The following is a 12,126-nucleotide window of genomic DNA, read 5'->3' as shown; positions in this document are numbered from 1 at the left end:
TCATATAGTTTGTGTAATTTTAAGGTCGCTTATCAGGAAACAGCTATTTCTGTCTGCTTCACTTTTAAGCTTTTCAATATAAAATAAAATAACATTCCAAGGGCTAAAATAGCATAACTGATCAGTACAATCAGATTCAGGCTTCCCACTGCAAATTCTGAAGGAAAAACCTGACTCATTAAAGTCATGAACGATAATCCAATCCCCGCTCCAAGGAAGTAAGTAGTAGAAGTCAAACTTGATGCCAATCCGTAATGAGCAGGTTCAACATCCTGAATTCCCATCACAGAAAGCGCTGTAAAGCAAAACGTCATTCCTACTCCCGAGATACAAGCCGACCCTAATAAAACAATGGTTAAAGGATGTCCTGTATAGACAGAAATCAATAAAAGTATTCCACCAGCTAACATAAAAGACCATCCCAATACTCCCATTTGAGATGAACTCAATCGTTTTGAAATATGGGGTAAAATAAATTTAGCTGTCAAAGCCGATAAGACACTGAATGGAACAAGCATCAATCCTGCCGAAGCTGCACTATATCCCATATCTTTCTGGAGCATTAATGAAATCAGGAATAAAAACCCGATAAAAAACGCTCCCAACATAAAGAAAGCAGCATTAGAAACTACCAATGAACCATGTCTGAATAATTTTAAATCAAATAATGGTTCAGCAACAGTTCTCAATCTGAAGAATACCATAATCAGCAATACTACCGCTGCTACTAAAGAACCTATTACCAAGAATGGCTGTTCTTTAATGTGAACCAATTCATGCGTTCCATAGGTAAGACTCAAAAGCCCAAGCACCATTAACATTCCGGAGATAATATCTGTTTTCTGTGGAGTCTCATTTTTCTCGTCACTTGGTAAATAATAATAGGACAAGATTAAGGTGACCAAAAGAATCGGAACATTAATAAGAAAAACCCAATGCCAGCTTAAATAGGTACTGATAATCCCTCCTACCGAAAGACCACTTCCCGAACCAATCGCCGCAAAGGAACTAAATATTCCAATCGCACGATTCCTTTCCTGTTCCTCCCTGAAAGTGTTGGTTACAATTGATAAAGCCGCAGGCATCACAAGTGCCGCTCCTAATCCCTGCAAAGCACGAAATACAGCTAGCACATTGAAGCTTTCGGAAAGTCCTGCTCCTAATGAGGTCAACATAAAAATAAGCGCTCCCAATAAAAATATTTTCTTTCTCCCAATCTGATCAGAAAGTTTTCCACCGATGATTAGAAAACCACCAAAGAACAGCACATACAATGTTTGAAGCCATTGTACCGTTCCTGCTCCAATATGAAACTGTTCTTGAATAGAAGGAATTGTTAAATTAATAATGGCAATATCCAAAGCCTCTACAAAAGTTCCAACCGATGCTAAAATTAATATTATATTTTTCCTTGTATCCATGTATTCAAATTTCCTGCAAAATTAAAATTAATAGAACGTATTTGGAAATTTTACATTAATTTTGGAACAATAATGCCTAATATGAAAAATAAAAAGAACAAAATAACTGAAACAATAAAATTAACCCTATAAAAACAGAACAAATGCCAACAGAAAATTATACCCCAGACGAAAAAGACCTTTCTATCCTACGGCTTCTTCAGAAAGACGCAAAGATGAGTGTACGTGATATTTCTACCAGGATCAACCTAAGTTCAACCCCCACTCATGAGCGCATTAAACGTATGGAAAAACTGGGTATCATTAAGGAATACACAGCTGTAGTAGATCGCAAAAAAGTAAACAAGGGGATGATGGTCATCTGTATGATTGCTTTAAATGTTCACAATAAAAAAACTGCTGGAAAATTCATTGAAGAAGTAGGAAAATTAAAGGAAGTTGTTGAGTTCTATAACATCAGTGGAGATTTCGACTTCATGCTTAAGATCCTTGCTCCCAACATGGATGAATTTCACGAATTTTTCATTAACAAACTATCTGAAATTGAAGGAATTGGCCAAACAAAAAGCATTTTCGTCATGAGCAGCATTAAAGAAAGTGCTCAAATCTTATAAAACCGACAAAAGCAGTACCTCTTATTATTAATTTATTGACAATACTGCTTCACGTAGTCAGAGCGAACAACAGTCCGGTATCAGACTGTTTATCAATTAATTAATCTGAATAAATTCACCATTTAGCTCCTTGATAAATCAGGCAGGTATTGGATGATTGTTTATTTTTCACTATTTTAGTCCTCCAAATTCTCCTTGTAAAAAGGGCAATTTTATTAAACAACAAAAAAGATGATGAGCATTAAATTTATTAATTCAGGCAACTGCAATAAGTTGTCCGGTATTATGTTACCAATAAATCCATATCAAAATAAGAGGAATCCGCACAGTTTTATAAAGGATTAAAGCTGAAATAACAGACTTCTGAAAAGGCATAATGTATCTTTTCATACAAAGTATTAAGGTTGAGATTATGAAAATAATTTCATCATTCCATAAATGATTACAAATCACAAAAAATCCATGAGCTGTATAGGTGATCTCCCTTTAAAAAATTACCCCTTATTTTTTTACCTGTTTATTGCAATCTCTCTATGGAGCTGCAGTAAAAAAACTGACACCCGAGAAATCGACAACGCTTTACTTCAGAAAAATGAAAAATTACGGCTTGAAGGAAAAGATAAGGAACTTATCATTCTTAATAATGAAAACATCAAACAGTCCAAACAGGCAGGGTATTTAAAAGGAGAAGCTCTGGGATACATCAATCTTTCCAATACTTACGGCATGATGGGAAAATATAAGACAAGTCATGCCTATCTGAAGTCGGCAGAAAAAATCATTACCCGTCTTAATGACAATTTCCTATACGCTAAGCTCTACCATGAGTATGGCCAGGTCAATTATGTTACAGGATTAGTCAATACTGCTTTAAACTATAATGCTAAAGCTATTTATTATGGTAAAAAGCTAGATGAAAAAGGATGGTTATTGGGAAATATGTATGAACAAAGAGCTGATTTTATTTCTTCATCATATAAAGATTCTGCGCTGATTTACCGTCACAGAGGTTTCAATGTAGACCCTTCCGCCCTCAATGCATCCCTGATTGGTAATTATCATTTACAACAAACCAAAAATCTTGATTCTGCTACTTTTTATAATACCAAAGCTCTAAATCTTCTTAAAGAAAATGAATATGGAACAGTAAGACAAGGTATTATCTACTCTTTTTACGCTGATCTTCTTTCTAAAAAAAAGGAATACGAGAAAGCATTAGACTTTTACATAAAAGCATCAGATATTTTAGTTAAAACAAAAAGGATCAACAAATTACCCGAACTTTATCGGCAGATAGCTTTTGTTTATCAAAACCTCAATGACCATAAAATGGAGGAGATTTACACTTCTAAAGCTGAGGAATTGGATCACAAGCTTAAATTATCAGGAAATGAAGCTATTGATCTTTCTCTCAGTGAAATCATTGAAGAAAAAGCGAGGATAATATGAATCTCATCTTTATTCTTATCGGAGTATCCGTTCTTATTACAGGAGCTATTTTATTTTTACTGAACAGAAAATACAAAAAAGAGGATAAGCTCTCTGGAAAAGCCAATACTTTAACGTTTTCCCCAAAGGAAAGGATATCGAAGGAAGATTTCGCAGAATTATTAGATCTTGCTAAAACTAATGATCTTAAGTTTATCAAAAGATTTGAAGAAATTAATCCTGATCTATTTCAGAGTATTTTAAAAATCAATTCGCAATTGACAAAATCAGAACTCTCTTTATGCGCTATGATCTGGTTAGGTTTTTCCTCAAAAGACATTGCAGATTTTACTTTTATACAGCATAGATCTGTACAAACTAAAAAAGGCAGACTCAGAAAAAAACTCAATATTCCTTCTGAAACAGATCTTTATAGTTTCTTTACATCCCTCTAAATTTTGAAATATTTACATATCAATATCTTCCTGCTCAACGGCAGGATTTTTTGTATCTAATTATTATTAAAGTTCCCCTTTTCAATGATATTCAATACATAAAATTTACATAATAAAGATTCTTTTTATTGAAAAAACAACTGATTTTAAAGGTTAAAAATGACACTTCTATTGAAAGTATTCAACTTCCACATTATAGAAACAAATAATAAATCCTTTCCCTAACAAAACACAACACACTAAAAAACAACATGTTAAACATGGAGTAGTATACATAGTGTAGCTATGTCGTATGCTGTTTTTTGGAAAATCTTCTGATTATTGAATATGTTTGTCATGTGAAAAATATAAACCTTACAATCAAAAACATTACTAAAAAAAAACATACATAATTTCAAGAATAATTATAAAAAACTCCCCCTCTGCACCACTTAATTTAATCTAATAAAAGTATTAAGAACACAAATGAAAAACACAAATGATGAAAACCCGGAGGGGTGAGATTTTTTACAAACCAAACAAATAATATTAACTAGAAACACAAATAAAAAAGAGGCCTATTTAACACAATATCCTATGATGAAACAATACCTCAGTATTATGATCCTCGTCCGTTCATAAAAATTAGAGAATATTACAATTTATATTATTTGTTTAATGAGAGATTACGCTTTAAAAGTTGTAATCTCTCACTTTTTTATAAAATGCAACAAAAAAAAGCAGCGGTATACATTCATATACCACTGCTTCAATACACATTATAAACTTATATAAACCGGTTTCCCGGAAATTATTTCACATCAAGATTATTTCCAATAACTCCAGACTGATCCATCATATACCGCCAATGATTTACTGGTTGTATCGTAACATATCATTCCCGGATATGGATTTTTTACATTAATATGAGGAGTTGCAATTTGAGGAAGGATCATTGCTTTATCCGCAGCCTCCAATACCAATACTCCATCTGCCGTACTGGATGATTCTCCGATTACGACTCCTTTCCCTAGCTCTGCAGAATTATTAACCACAACAGCACTGGAGCTTCCCGCATCAGACAGAGGCTTCCAGGCATCATTTTCATATACCTTTACTTTACTGTCAGTTACGTCAAAAACAAATGTTCCATTCACCAAAGAACCTGTTGGAAGGCCAGAAGTAGCAGGAAGAATTAATCCTTTGGTATTTCCGGATACATTGTTGAAATCAAGAATCGTACTGTTACCATCCACTATCTGCTTTCCAATAGCTACTTGGGCAACAGAAAGATTAAAAATAACAAGGGCAATGGCTATGCTTATATTTTTTATGTTTTTCATCCTTTTACTAATTTTAAGTTTAATTATTACAACTTCTTACAATGCAATTCCATGCAGTACCATTATATAGCTTCACACATTTATCTTGCAAATCATACAACAACATTCCTTCTTTCGGATCTGCAATAGCATCTCCTGGCTGTGGGGTTTGGCTTACATGCTGAACTCTTGTAATTACAAAACCTTTATCTTTTGCTTCCCTAGCAACGAAACCATTAGGAACATTTTCTGGCCAAGCATTATTTTTTTGCTGTATGGTAATTCCGAATTTCGTAAATCCATCAGGCGTTCCTGTTGCTCCCAGTTTTGTACAAAAACTATCCATATCATCAATAATTGTAGGTGCATTACCGCAGCTTGATTTGTCATCAGATAGTCCTTTTGGCCAAAGAGACGGACATAAAGCGGATGTTGCATTCGGACCGCAGAAACTTGCAGCTCCAGGGCCAAGACTTGTAACAGACGCCATTGCAATGGCTGTAATTTGGCTATCATTACTTAAAATTGAACCATTACCACCACTCACATCTCCTTTAGCAATACAATAAGCTTTACCAGTAGGAAGACCTACATAATCAATAAAGGGATAAGTTGTTGATTGTTGAGTAAATGTCCCACATATCTCTACCACACTATTAGTCCCCATTTCTAACATAGAACTTACATTTGGATAGGTTCCAAAAAAAGAAGTATCACCCTGAACAACTGATCCTACAAGTGATAAGAATGATTTGGTTCCCAATTTAACTTTTGAGTTTTGGTTTGTTCCAAAAGTACCTATAAGAATGGATCCATTAGACCTTACACTCGCTCCGTCTCCTATCTCTAAAACTCCATCAACCTGGATATTAACAGACTGTAACTGTCCAGATTGTACAATAAGTGTTGCCCCATTAGGGATACTGATATTAGTTCCTACAGTAAGATTTCCATTAAGACAATAAGTAGTCCCACTTACCATCGGCTGCCCCGTATAGGGTGTACATGTCTGCGCATAGGCAACACCGCAAAAGGCTATCATTAATAAAAAAATCAATTTTTTATTAATATCGAAAAAAATTAAGTTATTCATATACTTTTATGCTAAATTAACGAATTATTCGTATTTTAATGAGAAATTATCAAATTTTCTACATCACCGAATCCCTACTCAACAATTAATATACCAAACTCCGATACTGTTGTAAATAACAATACAATACCATGCCGAAATATATTTTCATGAAAAATATATTTTTACCGGATTCAATTTTGCAACAAAAACAACTTATTGATAAACAATGTCTTAAATAATTCAAAACTACATATATTTAAGAAGCCTTTTTATATTATTTAAAAATTCAATATTGTAATGCCCAATATGGGATTAATGAATCTCAGAAGAAGGATAAACAAAAAAAAACATAAACCAATATATATCAATATTGTAGACTGAAAAACATCTTCTTTAATGAGAGCATAGAACTGTCTGAAATCCTACTGTATATCGTAAATAATTACAGATTTTCGGGTGATCAGCAAGGGAAAGCCGATATAATAAAATTTATCTATCAAAACAACCCCATTGATATGGATAGATTGCTTATTCAGAAATATGGATACAGTCAAATTTACGTTTAGATCCTATCCCCTCCTATAATAGATATCGATTTGATCATAGATGAGTCGTATAACCCGATCAGAAATATAGACAATACATATAGCTGCCTCTATAAAATTTGCATTAAAAAGCGTAAATTTGCAGCATGAATAACGATACTATTTGTGCACTGGCTACAGCCAATGGAATAGGTGCTTTAGGCATTATCAGAGTTTCCGGAAATGATGTTTTACCCATAGTTCAGAAAAGCTTTCCAGCAAAAAAACTGGAAAAACAGAAGTCCCATACCATTCACTACGGTTATTTTATGGATGGTGAGGAAGCAATTGACGAAATTATGCTTTCTATTTTCCTGGCACCGAAAAGTTTTACTACAGAAAATTCTGTGGAGATTGCTTTTCACGGCTCACCGCATATTGGAAAACGTATTCTTGAAACCCTTATTAAAAATGGAGCCAGAATGGCTAAAGCCGGAGAATTTACCCTTCGTGCTTTTATCAATGGAAGAATTGACCTTTCTCAGGCAGAAGCGATTGCGGATGTGATTGCTTCAGAAAATGAAGCTTCCCGAAAGGTAGCCATCAATCAATTAAAAGGTGGAATCACCAATGAAATATCGTTATTGAGAACCGATCTTCTGAATTTTGTTTCTCTTATAGAGCTGGAGTTAGATTTCGCAGAAGAGGATGTAGAATTTGCGGACAGAACTGCTTTAAACGGATTATTAGATAAGATTGATGTGAAGCTTAAATCTCTTATTGAAAGCTTCCAGTATGGAAATGCCATTAAAAATGGTACCGCTGTTGCTATCATCGGAAAGCCCAATGCAGGAAAGTCTACTCTACTGAATGCTTTGTTAAAAGAAGAAAGAGCGATTGTAAGTAATATTGCGGGAACCACAAGAGATACTATTGAAGAGGTTCTTCATATTAAAGGCCACGCCTTCCGCTTGATTGATACTGCCGGATTGCGTGAAACAGTGGATGAAATTGAAGCGATTGGAGTAAAAAAGGCTAAAGAAAAGGTTGAAAATGCGAATATTCTAGTCTATCTGGCTGATGCCGCTACAGAAAACTTCTCTGAGGACATTGAAATGATCCAGTCATTATTAAGAGAAGATTTGAAATTAATCATCTGTACAACGAAAATCGACGAAGTTACTCCAACAAAATACGATACGGTAGAAGATATCTTCAGAAAGGCTATTTCTCATGAATTTGACTTCATTAAGATTTCTGCTGTTGAGAACCAAAATATTCAGGATCTTACAAATGAATTATCTTCTTACGTTGAACAATTAAAATCGGAAGAAAATAATGTAGTCATTACCAACCAACGTCACTTTGAGGCTTTACAAAAGTCTTTAGATGCTGTCAATAAGGTAAAAGAAGCCATTTCTTTCCAGATATCCACAGAATTATTGGCCTATGAGCTGAGAAATGCCCTGGAACACCTTGGAGAAATCTCAGGAGAGGTTACCAACGATGAAGTATTGGGGAATATTTTTTCTAAGTTTTGTATCGGAAAGTAGAAGTTTTTTAAATGATATAATTGAGTCCCTTATAAAAATTAGAGCGAGTTGTTAACTCGCTTTTTTTGTTTTTATATTTTTTTGATAATGAGCAAGGAGCGTGACACTCACGCCAACAAGCGTAAAAAGGCAGGCAATCAAGATTGCCTGTCTCATTTATTTTACTTTGATGACTATTTTCCCCTTTGATCTGCCAGAAGCCAAATGTTCAAAAGCCTTAATACTCTCTGAAAAAGGATATACAGTATCAACAACCGGCTTTATCATCCCCTCTTCCACCGCTATTTTAAGCCAGGCCAACTGCCCTCCGTCAGGCTTCATGATCACCATCTTATAGGTAGCATCTTTATTTTCAATCGCCTGCGAAAGATTAGCCGGAAGCTTATAATTGGGAATCCCAAAATGCTCTGCTGTTTCTTCGTCCATTGGCCCCACAATACTGACTACTCTTCCTCCCTTTTTTATGACCTCAAAGGCTTCCTCCGTGTAATTTCTTCCCAAAGTATCAAAAACAATGTCGAGATCGGTTGCAATGGTTCTATAATCCTCTGTCTTATAATCAATAACACGATCCGCACCAAGTTCTTTTACCCAGTCCAGATTTTCAGTACTGGTTGTTGTATAGACATACGCACCCCTAGTCTTGGCAAATTGGATGGCAAACTGCCCACACCACCTGATCCCGCGTGGATCAGAACTTTGTCGCCTTCCTTTATACCCACCCGTTCTAAAGACTGAATCGAAGTAAGAGCAATGAGCGGAAGGCTGGCGGCTTCCTCAAACGTAATATTAGTTGGTTTGTCTGCGACTATACCACTGTCAACAGCAATATATTCCGCAATTGTTCCAAAACGCCGCTGTGCTACCCGGGAGTAGACCTCATCCCCAATTTCAAATTCATTAGCTTCACTGCCTTTGTCAACAACGACTCCGCTGACATCAAAACCAATCATTGCCGGCAGATCCAAAGGCTGGGAATTTTTTAAGTTTCCGATAATAAATAATTTATCAATTGGATTTACAGAAGCTGCATATACTTCAATAAGTACATCATTGGGCAGTATCTCAGGCTTGGCAGTTTCATTAAAAGCAAGGCTATCATTAAGATCGCCATAAGATATTAGTTGCAATGCTTTCATAATATTCTTTTTTTGTTTAACGGAAATTAAGCTATTCAATTTTCTTGTCTTGTACTGATCTCTTATATAACAACACCCATTCCAAATAGTTCCACTATCAAAGCCCCCAGCAGTCAAACCGAATCGGAAATAAAGTAGGGAACACTATTTTTGCTCTCTACCTATAAAACCCATTTACTCTGAATAGTTTGTTGTTTTAATAATATTATATCAAAAATGTAATATTGCAGGAACAAAACAAAAAAAACAGATCCCACACAGATATGACATCAGTATAATAAGCTGATAATAAACCTGTTATAATCACCATGAAATTAACTCCTAAAGAAATTCCATTACAATAATACAAATCCCCTTTAAACATGATGTTTAAAGGGGATTTTATTTTATTGACTATATGATTTTTTAATCATATAAATTTTATTCAGCTTTTATATTCCAAGGATAAGAATCCTGTTCAGGAATATTATAGAATTCTGCTGTGCTATCTAAAGACAGTTCATCCGTTATCGGAAAACAATATCTAAGTGCTGAATGTTTTATTTGATTGATATAATCATTATTTACAAACCAAAGTTTTTGAAAATCTGCACTTTCAACAATATCAGATAAACGATCGGTATTCACATTTCCGAAAGATTTTTCAAAAGAAATAAAATTCTTTATCATCCCCTTTTTATCGATACATACTTTTTTATTTAAAAATACATTATGCTCTAAGCTCTCTAAATAAAAATGTAAATTCATATAGATAGGATTTTGGCTTTGAGAAATATAATTAGACAGCGATAAATCGTCTTGTGAAAAATAGAAATTTCTCTCAGACTTACTAATCGTATGATTATAAATGATTAACTCTGTTTTGTTCAAATCCTTCCAACCCTGATCTATAAATGCTATATCAGCATCTGATAATAAATGATGATTAAGAACAATCTGTATTGTTCTCATAAATGAATTTTCAAATTTTTTGACAATAGAAACTAATTTTTCAAGTTCCATTTTATCTTTTACCCAAATTTCAACTTTACCGCAAAACAAATCGTTAAGCAGAGTAAGTACAGATTCAATATCGTAGTTTTCAAAGTTTTCTACTTCAATAATTGAATTATTGATGATATCAGGTGTTACGTAAGAGGTATTGATTTTAGGATACTGATTGACATCATTCACATAAAATCCGAAATCATTTTCTACAAGAAAATCGAGAATATCAGTAGAATCTTCTCTCAATTCCGAATCATTTTTAATTTCAGAAATATTTTTGATCTCACAAGTGTTTGTGATTAAATCATAGATATACTCATCAATTTCAAGATAACTAATCTTATGCAGATCAAAAAGTAAAATCTCCTCTTCACCCTTAACAGGAATACAATTCGCAAAAAGTTTAAAGAAATAATTTTCAGGAGTTTTCATCATCTATTTTTTTGAGTTTAAGTTTCGTTGTAGGCTTATAGCTTACATACCTTTGATAGGCTGAAGATTTATGTATTTTACTGGCAGTAGATGTTTCGTAGCCAGATTCCATCTGTCTGATTTTTTTAAAATCCATCTGAAACATAAATCTAAAATATAAAGGAAGTGTTTTTAATTCATCTTCACTGAAGTACTGAAATTCATTCATAATCATTATTTATTAACCATTCTGCGACCTCTTTTTCCAAGGTATAGTTTGTAGGAGTGCTATACCCAATTATTTGCCCTACCGGGTTTACTTCAAGGAAATAAAACTCTCCAGAAGTTGTTTTGATAATATCAATGGCACCACAATTCAACCCTAAATCCTTCATTAATCCAGTGATCTTTGTTTCAATTTCTTCAGGGAATTTAAAAGGAACCATTCTTACCGTTTCCGCATCAAAACCAACACTTCTTTTGATATCTAAAGTCTTAGAATTCAAAATCGCTGTTGGGAAGAATTTACCATCCAGATAAAAGCATCTGATTTCGTGAGCAGAATCTATTTTCCCTTGTAATAATGATGGAAAGAATGCCCCACTCTCATTCATTGAGGATAAATCTATTTTTTCTGTAAAAGATTTATAGCAGAACGCTTTGTCTTTATCTACAATAAGCTTAGAATCTGATATAGGCTTTGTAATATATTCTATATCAGTATCCAGTTCCGGAGTCACGGAGTTTACAATAAAAGATGGAGCTATATTAATCCCATGTTTATGGGCCAGATATAAAGTATATAACTTATTGTGATTCTTGTTGGCAAAAGGATTACATAAGGTTTTTTTACCAGAGAGCAACATGAATATAAACGAACTGATTTCATTGAGCTCCGAACTTAATTCAAAATTCAATTGAGATCGATTAGGAATATCTTTAGGAAGCTGAAATCCGAATTCATTCCATCTTCTGTACCAAACCACATTAATTTCATCAATTGAAATTACCATGTCATTGATCTTTATTATCCCCTTTGCTACATCAACGTATAAAGACTTATTATTGAGAATATCTTCACTATTCAGCCTAATAAATGGTGCTTTTTTATACAGAAGCCAATCAATGACCATGTCAGTTGTTGGCTCTTTTTCATTTGAAAAAATTAAAATCATAAATTAAAAAAATTAAAAAAATAAAATACAAGATCAGATCCTG

General features: G+C 33.8%; 12 protein-coding genes. 4 read left to right on the top strand and 8 right to left on the bottom strand.

Going from position 1 to position 12,126, the window contains the following annotated elements; all coding sequences use genetic code 11:
* Window positions 1–32: 32 nt before the first annotated feature.
* Complete coding sequence (locus QWZ06_RS07705) at window positions 33–1,421, bottom strand: MFS transporter (RefSeq protein ID WP_290296973.1); 1,389 nt, start codon at window positions 1,419–1,421, stop codon at window positions 33–35.
* Between the two features lie 143 nt (window positions 1,422–1,564).
* Here QWZ06_RS07705 and QWZ06_RS07700 point away from each other — a divergent pair, with 143 nt between their 5' ends.
* From QWZ06_RS07700 to QWZ06_RS07690, 3 genes are all read left to right on the top strand, one after another.
* Entirely contained in the window at window positions 1,565–2,035 is a 471-nt protein-coding gene (locus tag QWZ06_RS07700) for an Lrp/AsnC family transcriptional regulator (protein WP_290296972.1), read from the top strand.
* A 462-nt stretch (window positions 2,036–2,497) separates the two neighbouring features.
* Window positions 2,498–3,484, top strand: coding sequence for a tetratricopeptide repeat protein (locus QWZ06_RS07695; protein WP_290296971.1), 987 nt, complete (start codon window positions 2,498–2,500; stop codon window positions 3,482–3,484).
* Complete coding sequence (locus tag QWZ06_RS07690; RefSeq protein ID WP_290296970.1) at window positions 3,481–3,918, top strand: helix-turn-helix transcriptional regulator; 438 nt, start codon at window positions 3,481–3,483, stop codon at window positions 3,916–3,918. Before QWZ06_RS07695 ends, QWZ06_RS07690 begins: the two co-directional genes overlap by 4 nt.
* Window positions 3,919–4,724: 806 nt before the next feature.
* Here the strand turns inward: QWZ06_RS07690 and QWZ06_RS07685 are convergent.
* Both QWZ06_RS07685 and QWZ06_RS07680 read right to left on the bottom strand, forming a co-directional pair.
* On the bottom strand, window positions 4,725–5,240 hold the full coding sequence (locus QWZ06_RS07685; protein ID WP_290296969.1) for a phage tail-like protein: 516 nt from the start codon (window positions 5,238–5,240) through the stop codon (window positions 4,725–4,727).
* Window positions 5,241–5,259: 19 nt separating this feature from the next.
* A complete protein-coding gene (locus tag QWZ06_RS07680) occupies window positions 5,260–6,261 on the bottom strand; it encodes a phage tail-like protein (RefSeq protein ID WP_290296968.1) in 1,002 nt (333 codons plus the stop codon).
* Between the two features lie 724 nt (window positions 6,262–6,985).
* On the opposite strand from QWZ06_RS07680, the gene mnmE reads away from it, so the two are divergent.
* Entirely contained in the window at window positions 6,986–8,371 is a 1,386-nt protein-coding gene (gene mnmE, locus QWZ06_RS07675; RefSeq protein WP_290296967.1) for a tRNA uridine-5-carboxymethylaminomethyl(34) synthesis GTPase MnmE, read from the top strand.
* 156 nt (window positions 8,372–8,527) lie between these two features.
* Here the strand turns inward: mnmE and QWZ06_RS27750 are convergent, their stop codons facing one another.
* The 5 genes from QWZ06_RS27750 to QWZ06_RS07655 all read right to left on the bottom strand — a co-directional run bounded on the left by QWZ06_RS27750 (window position 8,528) and on the right by QWZ06_RS07655 (window position 12,083).
* Entirely contained in the window at window positions 8,528–9,028 is a 501-nt protein-coding gene (locus QWZ06_RS27750; protein ID WP_353960005.1) for a zinc-binding dehydrogenase, read from the bottom strand.
* Window positions 8,959–9,510 carry an NADP-dependent oxidoreductase gene (locus tag QWZ06_RS27745; RefSeq protein WP_353959944.1) on the bottom strand — a complete coding sequence of 184 codons (552 nt, stop codon included), beginning with the start codon at window positions 9,508–9,510 and terminating at the stop codon, window positions 8,959–8,961. Before QWZ06_RS27745 ends, QWZ06_RS27750 begins: the two co-directional genes overlap by 70 nt.
* 420 nt (window positions 9,511–9,930) lie before the next feature.
* Window positions 9,931–10,932 (bottom strand): hypothetical protein, encoded by a 1,002-nt coding sequence (locus QWZ06_RS07665; RefSeq protein WP_290296966.1) that lies wholly within the window; start codon window positions 10,930–10,932, stop codon window positions 9,931–9,933.
* Window positions 10,916–11,137 (bottom strand): hypothetical protein, encoded by a 222-nt coding sequence (locus tag QWZ06_RS07660; RefSeq protein ID WP_160138564.1) that lies wholly within the window; start codon window positions 11,135–11,137, stop codon window positions 10,916–10,918. The genes QWZ06_RS07665 and QWZ06_RS07660 overlap by 17 nt, the downstream gene beginning before the upstream one ends.
* Entirely contained in the window at window positions 11,130–12,083 is a 954-nt protein-coding gene (locus QWZ06_RS07655; RefSeq protein WP_290296965.1) for an ATP-grasp domain-containing protein, read from the bottom strand. The genes QWZ06_RS07660 and QWZ06_RS07655 overlap by 8 nt, the downstream gene beginning before the upstream one ends.
* Between the last annotated feature and the right edge of the window lie 43 nt (window positions 12,084–12,126).

It is taken from the genome of Chryseobacterium tructae (assembly GCF_030409875.1).
Taxonomy (GTDB): domain Bacteria; phylum Bacteroidota; class Bacteroidia; order Flavobacteriales; family Weeksellaceae; genus Chryseobacterium; species Chryseobacterium tructae.
Note: the sequence above shows the minus strand (reverse complement) of the source record. Positions and strands in the feature narration are given on the sequence as shown.

Excerpts from the sequence above, each read along its gene's own strand:
- QWZ06_RS07705 (WP_290296973.1), bottom strand. The coding sequence starts at position 1,421 with ATGGATACAAGGAAAAATATAATATTAATTTTAGCATCGGTTGGAACT.
- QWZ06_RS07700 (WP_290296972.1), top strand. The coding sequence starts at position 1,565 with ATGCCAACAGAAAATTATACCCCAGACGAAAAAGACCTTTCTATCCTA.
- QWZ06_RS07695 (WP_290296971.1), top strand. The coding sequence starts at position 2,498 with ATGAGCTGTATAGGTGATCTCCCTTTAAAAAATTACCCCTTATTTTTT.
- QWZ06_RS07690 (WP_290296970.1), top strand. The coding sequence starts at position 3,481 with ATGAATCTCATCTTTATTCTTATCGGAGTATCCGTTCTTATTACAGGA.
- QWZ06_RS07685 (WP_290296969.1), bottom strand. The coding sequence starts at position 5,240 with ATGAAAAACATAAAAAATATAAGCATAGCCATTGCCCTTGTTATTTTT.
- QWZ06_RS07680 (WP_290296968.1), bottom strand. The coding sequence starts at position 6,261 with ATGATAGCCTTTTGCGGTGTTGCCTATGCGCAGACATGTACACCCTAT.
- mnmE (WP_290296967.1), top strand. The coding sequence starts at position 6,986 with ATGAATAACGATACTATTTGTGCACTGGCTACAGCCAATGGAATAGGT.
- QWZ06_RS27745 (WP_353959944.1), bottom strand. The coding sequence starts at position 9,510 with ATGAAAGCATTGCAACTAATATCTTATGGCGATCTTAATGATAGCCTT.
- QWZ06_RS07665 (WP_290296966.1), bottom strand. The coding sequence starts at position 10,932 with ATGATGAAAACTCCTGAAAATTATTTCTTTAAACTTTTTGCGAATTGT.
- QWZ06_RS07660 (WP_160138564.1), bottom strand. The coding sequence starts at position 11,137 with ATGAATGAATTTCAGTACTTCAGTGAAGATGAATTAAAAACACTTCCT.
- QWZ06_RS07655 (WP_290296965.1), bottom strand. The coding sequence starts at position 12,083 with ATGATTTTAATTTTTTCAAATGAAAAAGAGCCAACAACTGACATGGTC.